This is a genomic window from Streptomyces sp. NPDC014870 (assembly GCF_043081505.1).
Taxonomy (GTDB): domain Bacteria; phylum Actinomycetota; class Actinomycetes; order Streptomycetales; family Streptomycetaceae; genus Streptomyces.
The window spans coordinates 379,281-394,509 of record NZ_JBIBWQ010000003.1 but is presented as its reverse complement, the minus strand read 5'-3'; the positions used below and the strand labels follow the sequence as shown (position 1 = coordinate 394,509).

16 protein-coding genes and 1 pseudogene are annotated in these 15,229 nt (G+C 74.0%); 10 read left to right on the top strand and 7 right to left on the bottom strand.

Annotated features, from left to right (window positions below; all coding sequences use genetic code 11):
- The first annotated feature begins 54 nt into the window (after window positions 1-54).
- Window positions 55-426: a VOC family protein gene (locus tag ACF09C_RS10370; RefSeq protein WP_392090918.1), complete on the top strand. Its 372-nt coding sequence runs from the start codon at window positions 55-57 to the stop codon at window positions 424-426.
- A 13-nt stretch (window positions 427-439) separates the two neighbouring features.
- Here ACF09C_RS10370 and ACF09C_RS10365 read toward each other — a convergent pair whose 3' ends face one another.
- Together ACF09C_RS10365 and ACF09C_RS10360 are read right to left on the bottom strand one after the other, a co-directional pair.
- Window positions 440-1,306, bottom strand: coding sequence for an ABC transporter permease (locus ACF09C_RS10365; RefSeq protein ID WP_392090917.1), 867 nt, complete (start codon window positions 1,304-1,306; stop codon window positions 440-442).
- Entirely contained in the window at window positions 1,303-2,271 is a 969-nt protein-coding gene (locus tag ACF09C_RS10360) for an ATP-binding cassette domain-containing protein (protein WP_392090915.1), read from the bottom strand. The genes ACF09C_RS10365 and ACF09C_RS10360 overlap by 4 nt, the downstream gene beginning before the upstream one ends.
- Before the next feature lie 228 nt (window positions 2,272-2,499).
- On the opposite strand from ACF09C_RS10360, the gene ACF09C_RS10355 reads away from it, so the two are divergent.
- Window positions 2,500-3,048: a hypothetical protein gene (locus tag ACF09C_RS10355; protein WP_392090914.1), complete on the top strand. Its 549-nt coding sequence runs from the start codon at window positions 2,500-2,502 to the stop codon at window positions 3,046-3,048.
- A 3-nt stretch (window positions 3,049-3,051) separates the two neighbouring features.
- Here the strand turns inward: ACF09C_RS10355 and ACF09C_RS10350 are convergent, their stop codons facing one another.
- The 5 genes and pseudogenes from ACF09C_RS10350 to ACF09C_RS10330 all read right to left on the bottom strand — a co-directional run bounded on the left by ACF09C_RS10350 (window position 3,052) and on the right by ACF09C_RS10330 (window position 7,254).
- Complete coding sequence (locus ACF09C_RS10350; RefSeq protein WP_362415860.1) at window positions 3,052-3,432, bottom strand: hypothetical protein; 381 nt, start codon at window positions 3,430-3,432, stop codon at window positions 3,052-3,054.
- An 82-nt stretch (window positions 3,433-3,514) separates the two neighbouring features.
- Window positions 3,515-4,003: a RidA family protein gene (locus ACF09C_RS10345; RefSeq protein ID WP_392090912.1), complete on the bottom strand. Its 489-nt coding sequence runs from the start codon at window positions 4,001-4,003 to the stop codon at window positions 3,515-3,517.
- Window positions 4,000-5,235, bottom strand: coding sequence for an MFS transporter (locus ACF09C_RS10340; protein WP_392090911.1), 1,236 nt, complete (start codon window positions 5,233-5,235; stop codon window positions 4,000-4,002). Before ACF09C_RS10340 ends, ACF09C_RS10345 begins: the two co-directional genes overlap by 4 nt.
- Before the next feature lie 68 nt (window positions 5,236-5,303).
- Window positions 5,304-5,777 (bottom strand): RrF2 family transcriptional regulator, encoded by a 474-nt coding sequence (locus tag ACF09C_RS10335; RefSeq protein ID WP_392091394.1) that lies wholly within the window; start codon window positions 5,775-5,777, stop codon window positions 5,304-5,306.
- 30 nt (window positions 5,778-5,807) lie between these two features.
- A pseudogene (locus ACF09C_RS10330) lies at window positions 5,808-7,254 on the bottom strand (PLP-dependent aminotransferase family protein).
- An 87-nt stretch (window positions 7,255-7,341) separates the two neighbouring features.
- On the opposite strand from ACF09C_RS10330, the gene ACF09C_RS10325 reads away from it, so the two are divergent.
- From ACF09C_RS10325 to ACF09C_RS10290, 8 genes are all read left to right on the top strand, one after another.
- Window positions 7,342-8,121 (top strand): alpha/beta fold hydrolase, encoded by a 780-nt coding sequence (locus ACF09C_RS10325; protein ID WP_392090910.1) that lies wholly within the window; start codon window positions 7,342-7,344, stop codon window positions 8,119-8,121.
- A 103-nt stretch (window positions 8,122-8,224) separates the two neighbouring features.
- Window positions 8,225-8,656, top strand: a complete 432-nt coding sequence (locus tag ACF09C_RS10320) for a hypothetical protein (protein ID WP_392090909.1) — start codon at window positions 8,225-8,227, stop codon at window positions 8,654-8,656.
- On the top strand, window positions 8,653-9,114 hold the full coding sequence (locus tag ACF09C_RS10315; protein WP_392090908.1) for a hypothetical protein: 462 nt from the start codon (window positions 8,653-8,655) through the stop codon (window positions 9,112-9,114). Before ACF09C_RS10320 ends, ACF09C_RS10315 begins: the two co-directional genes overlap by 4 nt.
- Before the next feature lie 4 nt (window positions 9,115-9,118).
- Window positions 9,119-10,141 carry an endonuclease/exonuclease/phosphatase family protein gene (locus tag ACF09C_RS10310; RefSeq protein ID WP_392090906.1) on the top strand — a complete coding sequence of 341 codons (1,023 nt, stop codon included), beginning with the start codon at window positions 9,119-9,121 and terminating at the stop codon, window positions 10,139-10,141.
- Between the two features lie 27 nt (window positions 10,142-10,168).
- Window positions 10,169-10,408 carry a DUF2630 family protein gene (locus ACF09C_RS10305; RefSeq protein ID WP_362415983.1) on the top strand — a complete coding sequence of 80 codons (240 nt, stop codon included), beginning with the start codon at window positions 10,169-10,171 and terminating at the stop codon, window positions 10,406-10,408.
- A 103-nt stretch (window positions 10,409-10,511) separates the two neighbouring features.
- The gene (locus ACF09C_RS10300) at window positions 10,512-12,479 is read left to right on the top strand and encodes an FUSC family protein (protein ID WP_392090904.1); all 1,968 of its coding nucleotides are present in this window, start codon (window positions 10,512-10,514) and stop codon (window positions 12,477-12,479) included.
- Between the two features lie 258 nt (window positions 12,480-12,737).
- A complete protein-coding gene (locus tag ACF09C_RS10295) occupies window positions 12,738-14,210 on the top strand; it encodes an APC family permease (protein WP_392090903.1) in 1,473 nt (490 codons plus the stop codon).
- 2 nt (window positions 14,211-14,212) lie between these two features.
- Entirely contained in the window at window positions 14,213-15,208 is a 996-nt protein-coding gene (locus ACF09C_RS10290; RefSeq protein WP_392090901.1) for a hypothetical protein, read from the top strand.
- The last annotated feature ends 21 nt before the right edge of the window (window positions 15,209-15,229 follow it).

Sequence of the window (15,229 nt, the reverse complement as noted above, 5' to 3'; positions counted from 1 at the left end):
GGCGAGTGACGGGTTTGCCGTGCGGCGGGCGCCCGGCGGGCGCATGATGCCCTCATGGACATCAAGCTCGAACTGATCGGCGTGCCCGTCACCGACATCGACCGGGCCAAGGCCTTCTACGAGAAGGTCGGCTTCCACGCCGACCACGACGTGACGGTCAACGAGGACATCCGCTTCGTCCAGATGACCCCGCCGGGCTCGGCCTGCTCGATCGCGTTCGGCAAGGGCATCACCGAGATGAAGCCGGGCTCCCTCGACAACATGCAGGTCGTGGTCTCCGACATCGAGGCGGCCCACGCCGACCTGTCCGGGCGCGGGGTCGAGGTCACCGCCATCGACGACCAGCCGTGGGGCTCCTTCGTCTACTTCGCCGACCCCGACGGCAACCGCTGGGCGGTCCAGCAGATCACCCCGCGCGGCAAGTGACCGCGGCCGGTGCTCACTTGCGGTTGTAGAGCCGCATCGTGATCGCGCCGAAGACCACAACGAGCACCGCCGACCAGCCCAGCGACCAGGCGATGTCCGCCGCCGGCCAGTTCCCGGCCATCAACTCCCGTACCGCCGTCGCCAGATGCGTCACCGGGCTGTTGTTCACGAAGGCCTGCAGCCAGCCGGGCATCGTCTTCGGGTCGACGAAGACGTTGGACAGGAACGTCAGCGGGAAGATCACCATCATGCTGACGCCCATGACCGACTTCTCGCTGCGCAGCAACAGCCCGAACATGGTCCAGATCCACGAGAACGCGAACGAGAAGACCACCAGCAGCGCGACCCCGAGCAGCACGCCGACCACCCCGCCCTCCGGGCGGTAGCCGATGATCATGCCGACGGAGAGCATCACCGCCGAGGCGATCAGATAGCGCACGACGTCGCCGAGGAGATAGCCGACCATCGGCGCGGGCCGCCAGATCGGCAGCGTACGGAACCGGTCGAAGACGCCCTTCTCGATGTCCGTGTTGACCGATACACCCGTGTACATCGTGATCATCACGACGCTCATCACGAGGATGCCCGGCAGCAGGAACTGGATGTACGCCGAGGCCGATCCGGCCAGCGCGCCCCCGAAGAGGTACGTGTACATCAGCACCATCATGATCGGGAACGCCGTCACGTCGAACAGCTGCTCCGGCACGTGCTTGATCTTCAGCATGGCCCGCCAGCCGAAGGTCAGCGAGGCCGAGAGCGCGCTCGGGCGCGGCGGGCGGGTCTGCCCGACGAGCAGCGCCGCGAGCTCGTCCGCCTTCGGGGCGACGAAGTCGAGGGTGTCGGGGCCTTGCGGGTCCTTGCCGGTGGTGACGGTGGTCATGCCGCCGTTCCTTTCCTGTCCGTCAGCGCCAGGAACACCTCGTCGAGGCTGGGCTGGCCGAGCCCGAAGTTGTCGACCGTGATGCCCGCGCGGGCCAGCTCGGACAGCGCCCGGGCGGCCTGCTCCGCGGCGCCGAGATCCGTGCCGTGGCCGTTCACGGTGGCGGTGAGCGCGACCGGGTCCGGATCGAGCTGCACGGTGGCCTTCAGCGCCTCCTTGAGGACCCGCTCGGCCTCCGGGCGCTGCTCGGGGTCCCGGAGCCGTACGTGCACCGAGCCCGAGCCCACGGACGCCTTCAGCTCGCCCTTCGTGCCCTCCGCGATCACCTTGCCGTGGTCGATGACGGCGATCCGGGAGGCCAGCTGGTCGGCCTCGTCCAGGTACTGGGTGGTGAGCAGGACCGTGGTGCCCTGGGCGACCACCGCCCGGACGATGTCCCAGACCTGGTTGCGCGAGCGCGGGTCGAGGCCGGTCGTCGGTTCGTCGAGGAAGAGCAGGTCGGGGGTGTTCAGGATGGACGCGGCGATGTCGATCCGGCGCCGCATGCCGCCCGAGTAGTTCTTGATCTGCTTGTCCGCCGCCTCCGCGAGCCCGAACGCCTCCAGGAGCTGCGCGGAGCGTTCGCGGGCGGCGGGGCGGGTGTGGCCGAGGAGTCTGCCGAGCAGGACGAGGTTCTCGGTGCCGGTCAGGTCCTCGTCCACGGAGGCGTACTGGCCGGTGAGGCTGACGCGCCCGCGCACGGTGTCGGCGTCCCTCACGACGTCGTTGCCGAAGACCCGGGCCCGGCCGCCGTCGGGGCGCAGCAGGGTCGCGAGCATCTTGACGGCCGTCGTCTTGCCGGCGCCGTTGGGGCCGAGGACGCCGTACACCGTGCCCGCCGGTACGCGGAGGTCGATGCCGTCGACGGCACGGTTCGTGCCGAAGACCTTGACCAGGCCCTCCGTCTCGATGGCGAGGTCGGTCATGCGCTGTCCTCCCGCTGCCGGATGCGGGCCCGCTTGCCGGGTGCGGGCCCGTTCCGACCAGTCTCCGACGGTTGCCCGCGGGATGCCAGGGGGAACGCGTGTACGCGGTGGCCAGACCGGGCGGCCGGAGCGCCGTCCGAGACGGCGTCGGCGCCGGTCGGGCGGGTGGGAGGAGCGCCGCCTCCGCCGCGCGGGGGAGCCTGCCGGGCCGGCGGGCCGACGCCCTGGATGGCACCCGCACGCCACGCTGACGCCCATGACGCTCTCACCGACGAATTCACTGCTCAAGAGGTCACCGCTCAAAAAGTCACCGCTCAAGAAGTCACCGCTCAAGCAGCCGCTCCGGATCGACGCCCTGCCGGACGTGCCCCGCTGGGCCGCCGTCGCCGCCCACGCCGTGCCGCTGCTCGTCCTGCCCTCCGGGATCTGGCGGAGACCGTCGTCGCCGAGCTGCTGGCCTTCCTGACGCTCGGCCTGGTCCGCTCCTGGGGCGAGGTCCACCCGCGCCGCCTGCCGCTGCTCGGCGGGCGGCCGGTCTCCCGGCGCGGCGCGACCGCCGCCGCACTGGGCGGGGCGGCCGGGCTCTTCGCGCTGACGGGCTGGTACACGTACGTGGCGGTCAGCGGACTCGGGCGGGACGCGGCGGGCGGGCACACGGAGGGCACGTTCCAGGAGGTCCTCTTCCTCGTCTGCTACCTCCCGCTGGCCGCCTGGGCCCCGCTGCTCGCCGCCGTGGCGGTGGCGTACTCCCGCCGCCGCCGACGGACCCGGGCCTAGGGCCTAGGGCTCGTGCGTGTAGAGCAGGTAGAACGCGGTGACGAGGGTGCCCGCCGCCACGATCAGGCCGAGGATCACCCCGGACAGGATGCTCGCGCCGGACAGGCTGAACAGGAAGCCGATCGCGCAGCCGGCGACCACCGCCCAGGCCGCCGCGTGCAGTTCGCGGGGCAGCACGTGGCCCCACTGGCGCACCGCGTACACCGCCCCCGCGAGGACGAGGCCCGAGACCACGCCGAGCAGGACCTGGCCCCAGGTGATGACGCCCCCGGAGCGCTGGATGGCGGCGGCGTAGATGCCGTAGGCGAGGCCCAGCGTCACCGGCAGGACCAGGCCGTGGGTGCTCAGCTGCCGTCGCGTCGGTACCGCTGCGTGTGCGGCCATGGCAGGCGCTCCTTCGCTCTCGCCCCCCTCACCCTCACCCTCAAGGGCACACCCGGAGCGCCCGCCCGCGCAACCGGGCGGCTCAGCCCGCGGGCCGCACCGCGACCGCGTCGATCTCGAAGAGCATCCCGGGCAGCGCCAGGGCGGCGACGCCGCTCAGCGTCTGGGCGGGCAGTCGCTCGCCGAACGCGCCGTGCAGCGCCTTGCCGAGCACCTCCAGCTTGGCGAGGTCGTGATCGACGATGTACGAGCCGAGGCGCACGACGTGCTCGAAGCCGAGCCCGGCGCCTTCGAGGGCGAGCCGGAGGTTGGTGAAGGCCAGCTCGACCTGCGCGGCGAAGTCCCCGGGGACGGGTGATCCGGTCTCGTCGGAGGCGTACTGGCCGCCGAGGAAGACGAGTTCGCCGGGCGCGGAGACGGCGTGGCTGTAGCCGAAGGGCGACGGGTCGTGGAGGGTCGCGGGGTTGGTGATGGTGCGCCGGTCGGTGGGCGCGGAGTCGGTCGTGGCGGGGGTGGTGCCGGTCGTGGCGGGGGTGATGTCGATCGTGGCGGGGGTGGTGTCGGTGCTCATCGGGAGTGCTTCCTTCCGGAGAGTACGGCCGTCAGGCAGGCGGCCAGGGTGAGCGCGGCGCCCGTGGCGAGCACCGCGGTGAACGTGGTCGCGTCGGTGATCAGCCCGCCGAGGAGGGCGCCGAGCGCGATGGAGAGGCAGAAGACGCTGACCTGGAGGGCCGTCGCGGTCTCCAGGTCCTCGGGCGGGGCGACGGCCATGAGCCAGGACTGCAGACCGACGGAGACCCCGCCGTACGCGAGCCCCCACAGGATCAGCAGCGCCGCGCCGGCCGGGGGCGTACCGCCCGCGAGGGCGAGGGCCAGGAGCGCGACGGTCAGTCCCGCGCCGAGGGCGGCGAGGGTGCGGGCGGGGGAACGGGCGGCCCGGGGCCCGGCGAGGAAGTTCCCCGCGACGCCCGCGATCCCGTAGCCGAGGAGGAGCGGCCCGAGGAACCGCTCGGGCACATGGGCGTGTTCGGCGAGGACGGGCCGCACGAAGGAGTACGCGAGGAAGTGGCCGGTCACGAGGAGGAGGGTGAGCAGGAGGCCGACGCGGACGGGCACGTGACGGCGCGGCAGGTCGAGCGCCCCGGCGATCAGTCCGCCCCGGTCGCCGGCGGTCCGTCCGCCGGCGAGCCTGCCGGCAGCCGCTCCCGGCAGGGCGGGCAGGAGCGCCGCCAGTGCCCCCGTCGCCAGCAGCGCCACCACCCCCGTCCCGGCGAACGCCCCTCGCCAGCCGGTCCATTCCGCCGCCGCCGTGGCCGCCGGTACGCCGAGTACGGACGCGGCCGAGACCCCGCCGAAGATGACGGCGGTGGCCCTGCCCACCCCGGCGGCCGGGACGAGCCGGGGCGCGAGGCCGCCCGCGAGGGCCCAGAAGCCGCCGATGGCGACCCCGAGCAGGGCCCTGGCGCCGAGGACAACCGCGAAGTGCCCGGCCAGGGCGGTCCCGACGTTCGCGGCGGCGACCAGGGCCATCAGCAGGACCAGGACGGCCCGCCGGTCGTATCCGGCCGCGCGCAGCGCGATCAGCGGGGCCGAGACGGCGGCCACCAGACCCGGCACGGTCACCATCAGGCCCGCCGTGCCGGCGGAGACCCCGAGGTCGGCCGCGACCGGGGTGAGCAGGCCGACCGGGAGCAACTCGGCCGTCATGACAGTGAAGATGCCGAGCGTGACCGCACCGACCCGCAGCGGTCCCGACCCGGTCCGGCGGGCTCCGCCACTCCTCCTAATCTGGATATCTGACATCCAGAATCACCCCCTGAAGATAGGGCCGACACCCCACGCGTCGGCTCGACTCCGCGTCGTACGACGGCTCAGACGTTCGCGAACCAGCGGCGGATACGGTCCGGGGCCGCCGGCGCCTGACGCTCCGCCTGCTCCCGTACGCCGTCCAGCGTCCGGGCCGCCAGCTCCCGGCGCCAGGCCAGCTCCGCCGCCCCCATCGCACCCGCGATCGCGCACTCGGCGGCGTATCCGTCCGCGGGGCCCGCGCCCGGACCCTGCTGCCGGATCTCGCTGCAGCGGAACGCCTCCTCCGGGCCCTCGATCGCCGCGACGACGTCCATCAGGGTGATCCGGTCCAGCGGTCGCGCCAACCGGAAACCCCCCTTCGGGCCGGAGGTGGAGCTGAGGATCCCGGCCCGGGAGAGCGCCTGGAGCTGCTTGTTGAGGTAGGCCGCGGGCAGCTCGTGGTACGCGGCGAGCCGCGCCGCCGTCACCGCCCGCTCCGGCCCGATCCAGGCCAGGTTGAGGCAGCTGTGCATCGCCCACTCGACGCCTTCGTTCATCCTCATATTCTGGATACTAGACGTCCAGGATTAGTGAGGCAAGCCCGTCCCGTCCGGGCCCCGCTCCACCAGCTCCGCGAGCCGCGCGAGCGCCCCCGCCAGGACCGGCAGCGGCGGCGAGGCAAGCCCCACCCGGACCGCGTCCGCCGCGCCCCGCGCGAGCCCGCGCCCCGGTCCGGGCCGGCCGCCACCCCCGCCGCCCCCCGCGCCCCGCCCGTCGACCGCGAAGGACGGGCCCGGGGTCAGCGCGATGCCCCGCTCGGCCGCCGCGGCCGCGAAGGTCTCCGCGCGCCACGGCGCCGGCAGCTCCCACCAGCAGTAGTACGCGTGCGGCGAGGTACGGATCCGGTACCCGCCCATGTGCCGCAGCACCAGCGCGTGCCGGGCCGCCGCGTCCGCGCGCTTCGCCGCCACGAGCGCGTCGACCGTGCCGTCCGCCGCCCACCGGGTCGCCGCCGCTGGGGGTCCCCCCACGCCCCCTGGGCGTAGGGGGAGCGAGCCCGCCCGCCGTCCACGCGCCCGAGCGCAACGCCCGCGCGAGGTCCTCCACCATGAGGGCGTCCGGCGCGACCAGGTGGCCGACGGTGAGGCCGGGCGCGAGGCGCTTGGAGAGGCTGTCCACGAGCACCACCCGCTCAGGGGCGTGCGCCGCGAGCGGCGCGGGGGCGTCCGGGACGAGGAAGGCCCAGGTGGTGTCCTCGATCGCGGTGAGCCCCGACTCCCGCAGCACGTCCGCCAGTTCGGCCCTGCGGCCCGGACTCGCCGTCAGGGACAGCGGGTTGTGCAGGGTCGGCTGGACGTACACGGCGGAGAGCGGGGCCGCGCGGTGGGCCGCCGCCAGCGCGTCGGGACGCATCCCCTCGCCGTCGAGCCCGATCGGCACGAGCCGCACCCCGAGCCGCTCCGCCACCGTCTTGACCAGCGGATACGTCAGCGCCTCGATGCCGAGCGAGCCGCCGGGAGGCACGAGCGCGGAGAGCGCCGCCGCGATGGCCTGGCGGCCGTTTCCCGCGAAGAGCACCCGGTCGGGATCCGGCGCCCAGCCCGGCCGCGCGAGGACCCTCGCGGCGGCGGCCCGCGCCTCGGGTGTGCCGGTGGCCGCCGCCGGGCGGCTGGTCTGCTCGCCCAGCACGTCGGCGCGGGCGAGCGCCGCGAGCGCCCGTGCCATCAGCCCCGACTGCCCCTCCGCCACGGGGTAGTTGAGCTGGAGGTCGACCGGCGCGTCCCCGGCCGGCTCGGCGAGCGCGAGCGCGGCGCCCGGCGGCGGGGGAGCCGCCCGTACGAACGTCCCGCGCCCCACCTCGCCGACGACCAGTCCGCGCCGCGCCAGCTCGCCGTACACCCGGATCGCCGTGGAGTTGGCGATCCGGTGGCGCCGCGCGAGGACCCGCTGCGGGGGCAGCCGGTCCCCCGGGCGCAGCCGCCCGTCCGCGATCCGCCGCGCGAACAGATCGGCGATCCGCCGGTACTCCTCCATCGCACGCCCTCCTCCGACGGCACCTCATTGCACCGAGAGCAAAGGATCTCATTGCACCGAGCGAAAGCCGCTGCCTAGCCTCTGACCATGCCTTCCGCACAGATCGACGGACTCACCATCGGCTACGAGGACCAGGGCGCGGGCCCCGCGCTCGTCCTGGTCCACGGCCACCCCTTCGACCGCTCGATGTGGCGGCCCCAGATCGCGCGCTTCTCGGCCACGCACCGGGTCGTCGCCCCCGACCTGCGCGGCTACGGCGCCACCACGGTCGTCCCCGGCACCACCCCGCTCTCCGTCTTCGCGGGCGACCTCGCCGCGCTCCTCGACCACCTGGGCGTCGAGGAGTTCGTCCTCGGCGGGCTCTCCATGGGCGGCCAGATCGTCATGGAGTGCTACCGCCTCTTCCCGGACCGGATCCGCGGTCTGGTCCTCGCCGACACCTTCCCCGCGGCCGAGACCGCGGAGGGCAGGGCCGGGCGCCGCGCCATGGCCGAGCGGCTCGTCCGCGAGGGCATGCGGGGGTACGCCGACGAGGTCCTGGACCTGATGGTCGCCCCGTACAACACGCATGCCGCGCCCCAGGTGCACCGGATGATGCGCGGCACCGACCCGGAGGGCGCGGCGGCCGCGCTCCGCGGGCGGGCCGAGCGTCCCGACTACCGCGCGCTGCTCACCAGGGTCTCCGTACCGGCCCTGGTCGTGGTCGGCCGGGACGACGCGTACACGCCGGTCGCGGACGCGGAGGCGATGCACGCGGCGCTGCCGCACTCCACGCTCGTGGTCGTCGAGCGGGCGGCGCACATGCCGAATCTGGAGCGGCCGGAGGAGTTCGACGCGGCACTCGCCGGGTTCCTCGACACCCTCTGAGCGGGGCCGGTCGAGGGGTGCGCTCCCCCCGACCGACCTCACCCTTTCGCCCCCATTGGTCCGTTCGGTGGCGAATCACCCGAAATCGCCGCACCATGAGCCCATGAGCCAGAACACCGCACCTCCCCGCAGACAGAGCACCGACACCGGCTCCGGCTGGGCATCCGGCGGGACCCTCTTCGCCGGCGTCCTGATGGTGGTCATCGGCATCCTGGACGTGCTCCAGGGCATCGCCGCGATCGCCGAGGACGACGTCTACACCCGCGTCGGCGACTACGTGTTCAAGTGGGACCTGACGAGCTGGGGCTGGATCCACCTGATCCTCGGCATCATCGTCGCACTCGCGGGCTTCGGAATCCTCAAGGGCACCGGGTGGGGCAGGGTCGCCGGCATCACCCTGGCGTCCCTCAACGTCATCGCCCAGTTCCTCTTCCTGCCGTACCACCCCTGGTGGGCGCTGTTCTCCATGGCCATCTCGATCTTCGTGATCTGGGCCCTGGCCACGGACGACACCTACGGCAAGGACACGGTGTGAGGCACACGCGGCGCGCTCGCACCCGTACCCGCGTCCTCACCGCCGCCTCCGTCGCCGCCCTCCTCGCCCTGGCCGGCCTGACCGGCTGCACCGAGGAGGCCCAGCAGAAGGCGGGCGACATCGTCTCCTCGGCGACCTCGGCCGCGGCCTCGGCCGCCCAGGAGAAGATGAACGAGGTCAAGGACGGGGTGAACGCCACCGAGGAGGTGAAGGCGGGTCCGACGAAGGTGGACGGCGACCGGACCACCGCCGAGATCACCGCCACGAACCCGCAGGACAAGAGCGCCGACTACACCGTCATGGTCAACTTCCGCGACAGCGGCGGGAACCTGCTCGACGCCGTCGTCCTGAACATCGACGGGGTCGAGGCGGGGAAGTCCAAGTCCGGTACGGCGCGCAGCAACCGCACCCTGTCGGGCGAGACGAAGGCCGAGGTCGCCCAGGCGCTGCGACACTGACGGAGTGGAGCAACTCCTGGCAGCCCAGCCGTCCTCCGTGCCCGACCCCGCCCCGCAGGCCTCCCGGCCCAGGCACCGCGCAGCAGCCGCCTGGGCCGCCGGTCTGCTCGTGGCCGTGCCGACCCTGGTCACCGGCTGCCGGCTGCTCGACACCGACGCCCTGACCCCCGTACCGCAGCTGCTGTCCTTCCTGCCCTGGCTCACCCTCCCGGCCGCGCTCGCCGCCCTGCTCGCCCTGGTGGCCCGCCGTCGCCTCCTGGCCGGCTGGTCGGCCCTCGTCCTGCTCACCACGGCCTGGTTCACGCTCCCGTACGGCCCGGACACCACGACCGCCCGCGGGCCCGTCGTGGAACGGCTGCGGGTACTCGCCGCGAACGTCGAGTTCGGCGAGGCGACCGGCGCCCTCGTCACGGCGGCGCGGCGGGAGCGGCCCGCGCTCCTGTACGTCTCCGAGTGCGACCCCGCGTGCGTACGCGCCCTCACCGGCGCCCTGTCCACGAACCTCCCGCACCGGGCCGTCGTCGACGGCGAGGGCTCGACGGGCTCGGTGATCCTCAGCGCGTACCCGCTGACCGCGCGGCCCCCGATCCCGGCCGCGATGGGCATGCCGGGCGCCGGCGCCCGGATCGGCGGCCGGGACGTCGAGCTGCGCCTCGCGCACCCGCTGCCGCCGCTCCCCCGCCAGGTCGAGGACTGGCGGACCGAGCTGGGACGGGTGGCGGACGCCGCGGGCGCCGCGCACCGCGCGGGCGGCCCGGTGCTCCTCGCCGGCGACTTCAACGCCTCCCAGGACCACGCCGCCTTCCGCGCCGTCCTCGACACGGGCCGGCTGCACGACGCGGCCCGGCTCGCGGGCGCCGCCAGGACCCCGACCTGGCCGCGCGAGCTGGCCCTGCCGCCGTACGTGCAGATCGACCACGTGCTGGTCAGCGACGACTTCCGGGTCCGCCAGGTCCGCTTCCTGGAGCTGACCGGCTCGGACCACCGGGCCGTCCTGACCGATCTCGACCTGCACGCGGGCCGCTGATCGGCCACGCTGGACTGTATGGAGCACATGCACGACGACCAGCAGATCCTGGCGAACATCGGCGGCCTCGTCGAGGAGGAACGGGCGCTGCGGCAGCGGACGGGCGGCCTGCTCCCCGAGGAGCTGACCCGGCTCGCCGAGCTGGAGGTGCAACTGGACCAGTGCTGGGACCTGTTGCGCCAGCGCCGCGCGAAGAGCGAGTTCGGGGAGGACCCGGACACGGCCGCCGTCCGCCCGGCGGCGGAGGTGGAGGGCTACCGCAACTGACCGGCACCCGCCGGCCCCGTACCGTACGGGCACGAAGCAGCCCAACCGCAGGTGAAACCGCCCAACTACGGGCGGATCCCCGCAAGCCGCGTACCGTGACCCCATGGCACGCCCCGGACGCCTCACCCCGCCCACCTGGCTCACCGCAGGCCTGCGCCCCGCTCCCGCGCCGATCCCCTGGGCCGCCGTCGCCCGTGCCTCCATCGCCCTGTCCGCGCCGCTCGCCGTGGGCTTCGCCGCCGACCAGCCCGTCTACGGCGCCCTGGTCTCCATGGGCGCCCTCTCCGGGGTCATCGGCGACACCGCCGACGCGTACCGGATGCGGTTCCACAACATCGCCGTCCCCCAGCTCTTCGGCGCCCTCGGCGTCACCCTCGGCAGCCTCGTGTACGGCGACGGCTGGCCGGCCGTCGCCGTCCTCACGCTCATCGCGCTCGTCTCCGGGATGATCTCCTCGATCGGCGCGGTCGCCTCCGCGTCCGGGCTGCTCCTGCTCCTCAACGCGGTCGTCGGCGCCGGGCTCCCGATGCCCGACCCCTGGTGGAAGCCACCGCTCCTGCTGACCCTCGGCGGCGCCGTCGTCCTCGCCCTGACCCTGCTCGGCTGGCCGCTGCGCGGCCTCGTCCCCGAGCGGACCGCCGTCGCCGGCACCTACCGGGCCGTCGCCGACGTCCTCGAAGCCGCGGGCACGACACCCGCGTACGAGGAGCGGCGGCAGGCCGTCACCGCCTCCCTCAACCAGGCGTACGACCTCGTCCTCGCCCGCCGCGCCCGCGAGCACGGCCGCGCGCCGATCCTCGTCCGGCTGCTCGCCCAGCTCAACGCCGTCATCCCGCTCGTGGAGGCCGCCCCGGCCGCCCACATCGCCGCCCTCCGCTTCCACCGCCCCCTGCCGCCCGCGATCCCCGCCGCCGTCCGCGACCTCGCCGACGCCGTCGAGGAGGGCCGCACCGGCACCCCCGCCCTGGACCTCCCCCAGCCGGGCAGGCCCGCCGAGAAGGCCGTCGACCACGCCCTGCGGCACGCGGCGACCGTCGTCCACAGCGCGGAGCCGAACCCGTACAACGTGGACGACCGGCTCGGCCGCCCCGCCGCCCTGCGGGTCCGGGCCCGCCGGGTCGCCCGGGGCGTGCTGTTCTCCGAGGCCTCCTGGCGGTACGGCCTTCGGCTCGCGCTCTGCATCGGCCTCGCCCAGGCGCTGGTCTCGCTGATCGACGTACCCCGCTCGTACTGGGTCGCCCTCACCGTCACCTTCGTCATGAAGCCCGACTTCGGCTCCGTCTTCTCCCGGGCCGTGCTGCGCGCCTTCGGCACCGCCGTCGGCCTCGTCACCGCCGCCCTCGTGCTCGCCGAGGTGCCGCGCGGCTGGTGGGACGTGCCGGTGATGGTCGTGCTCGCCGGGCTGATCCCGGCCTTCTCCGCCAAGGGGTACGCCTTCCAGACGGCGGCGATCACGCCCGTGATCCTGCTGCTCTCCGACCTCATCAACCGGCAGGGCTTCGACCTGGTCCTGCCCCGGCTCTACGACTCCCTCATCGGCTGCGGGATCGCGCTGGTCGCCGGCTATCTGCTCTGGCCCGAGTCCTGGCACAGCCGCATCGGCGACCGGCTCGCCGACTCCGTCGCCGACACCGCCGCGTACGTGGCACGGGCGTTCTGCGCGCCCGAGGAGGAGGACCCGGGCGCCCGGGTGCGCGCCCGGCGGAAGCTGTACCGCGATCTGTCCTCCGTACGCTCCGAGTTCCAGCGCGCCCTGACCGAACCGCCGCCGACCGGCACCGTCGCCTCCGCCTGGTGGCCGCTGGTCGTCGCCGTGGAGCGGATCGTCGACGCCACGACCGCCGCCCGGGTCCGCGTGAACCACGGCGCGCCGCCGCCCGACCCGGCGGAAGTGGAAGCCGTGGAGCAGCAGTTGCGGGAGCTCGCGGACGGGCTGCGAGGCACGGACGTCCTGGTGGAGGTACGGGCCGAGCTGACCGGCGACGAGGAGGGCGTGCTCGCCCCGCTGCGCCAGGAGGTCCGCGCCGCCCGGGCGATCGCGACGCCCCGCGCGACGGCGGTGAAGGACTGAAACCGGAAGGCCGGGCCGCGGCGGACCGACGGCACTCTCCCCTTCCAAGATCCGCCCAAACACCCCGCCGGGGGCGTACGGATGGACTTACCGGCGGTCACTGAGCGGAACCCTCCATGCCGCCGTTACCGGAATCCGCCGGGGCGACTACGATGCGCTCGATTCACCTTGATCCGTGCGCGATCCGGGGAAGAACTCACCCGGCGAGCACGGTCACTTCGTCCTGCACCGCTCCCGTGCCCCCCAAGGACATCCGCCATGCGCACCACGACCGGCAGAGGGCTCCAGCCCAATGTCCTCGGGACCTTCGACACCGTCGTCATGGCCGTCGCCGGCAGTGCGCCCGCCTACTCCCTGGCCGCCACCACGGCCGTGCTCTTCGGCGCGGTCGGGCTCGCGGGCCCCGCGGCCCTGCTGTACTGCGCGATCCCGATGCTCGGCATCGTCCTCGCCTACGCGCGCCTCGGGCGGATCGACGTCAACGCGGGCGCCGGATACTCCTGGGTGGGGCGCACCCTCCACCCCTTCCTCGGCTTCCTCTCCGGCTGGGCCCTCGTCGTCTCCGCGACCGTGTTCATGGTCGCCGGTTCGCTGCCCGCCGGCGCCCTGACGCTCTCCCTCATCGACCCCTCACTGGCCGACAACACCCCGCTCGCCGCCGTCGTCGGCGCCGGCTGGTTCCTGATGATGCTGCTCGTCGTCCTGGGCGGCGCCCGGCTCACCGTACGGGCCCAACTCCTGATGTCGGGCGTCGAGATGCTCATCCTCGTCGCGTTCATCCTGGCCGCCCTCCTGCACCGGGGCCACGCGACCGCCTTCGACTGGTCCTGGTTCGGCTTCGGCCACTTCGACGGCCCGGCGGGCTTCGCCTCCGGCGCGCTGATCGCCGCCTTCTACTACTGGGGCTGGGACGTCACCAGCAACCTCAGCGAGGAAACCCGCAACAGCCGCCGTACGGCCGGGCTCGCCGCGCTCGTCGGCGTCGGCGTCGTCTTCCTGATCTTCGAGGCGTTCACGGTCGCGGTCAACGTCCTCCTGACCTCCGACCAGATCGAGCGGGGCGGCGCGAACGTCCTCGCCGTCCTCGGCCAGGAGATCTGGCCGGGCGTCGGCGGAAAGCTCCTGGTCGCGGCGGTGCTCCTGTCGACGGTCGCCACCCTGGAGACCACCCTGATCCAGGTGACCCGCTCGCTGTTCGCGATGGGCCGCGACCACACGATGCCGGCCGCGCTCGGCACCGTGCACCGCCGCTGGAACACCCCCTGGGTCGCCATCGCCGCCGTCGGCTGCGCCGCGCTGCTGATGTTCTGCGCCGCGGCGGCCGCCGGTTCGATGAGCCGGATCCTGCGCGACGCGGTCTCCGCGATCGGCCTCCTCATCGCCTTCTACTACGCCCTCGCGGGCCTCGCCGCCGTCGTCGCGTACCGCAAGATGCTGCTCACGTCCGTACGAAACCTCCTGATCGGCGGTGTCTGGCCGCTCCTCGGCTCGGCGTTCATGCTGTGGGCCTTCGTCGAGTCCCTCGGCGAACTGTCCACGACGGCCCGCGTGGTGGGCCTCGGCGGCCTCCTCGTGGGCCTCGTCCCGATGCTCGTGTACTGGCGCCGGGGCAGCGCGTACTACCGGCCGGCGCGGCTCGACGCGGCGCGCGCCCTGGCGGCGGCCGAACCGTTCGCACCGAGCACGCCGCGGGCGCGCAGGGCGGACGAGTCGCTCTCGACGGACTTCTGACGATGGCCGCACTCCGCCGCTCTGCGCGCTCGGGACGCTCGCCGCGCTTCACGCCCGTCTTCGACCCGGACTTCGGCGACCGGGCGCTGACCGTGGCGCGGAACGACATCGTCATCGGCCGCTGGCAGGGCGTCCGGGACCTGCTGCGGGAGACCGGCGAGGACTGGGCGCGCCGGACCCACCGGATACGGCTCCTCGCGCACGCGGCCGCGGGCAGCTCGGCGGTGGAGTCCTGGCGGGCGGCCGAACCGGACAGCCCGGACGCGGCGGTGCTGCGGGCCGCGACCGAGGTGGTGCGGATCTTCGACACGGCCATCGCGGCGGGCCGGGGCACGGTCGTGGACCGGGGCAGGGTCGACGCGACCGTCGACGCCTGCCTGCGGGCGACGGAGGCCGCGCCGGCGGACCCGATGCCCTGGGTCTCGCTGCTCTCGGTGGCCCGGCTGTACGAGGGCGGGGTGACCCGCAGGCAACTGCGCCAGTGGTTCGACGAGCTGCGGCACCGGGACCCGTACAACACCGAGGGCCATGCCCAGGTGATGCGGTACCTGTCGGCGCGCTGGCACGGCACGCACGGCGCCATGTACGACTTCGCGCGGGACGCGGCGGGCGTGGCGCCGCCCGGTTCGCCGCTGCCGGTCCTGGTGCAGGTGGCGCGCGTGGAGGAGTACCGCTACATCGCGGACGGGGCACTCGGCCGGGGCCCGGTGCGCGGGTTCGACCAGCACTGGAAGCACGAGCTGGCCGTGGACGAGCTGCGCCGCACCCACCAGCGCTGGATCGGCGGCCGGGAGCCGGGCGGTCCGGTGGCCCCCGAGGAGGTACCGGACCTCAACTACCTGGCGCACGCGGCCTGCTACGCCGGCCAGGTCGAGGTGGCGCGCGAGGTGCTCACCATGCTCGGGACGCGGGCGGCGTGGGTGCCGTGGGCGTACACGGGCGAACCGGAGGAGCAGTTCGTCCGCTTCCGGGAGGGCCTGGGGCTGGGCCCGGTGTGAGGGGCGGGGCCACGCCCCTCA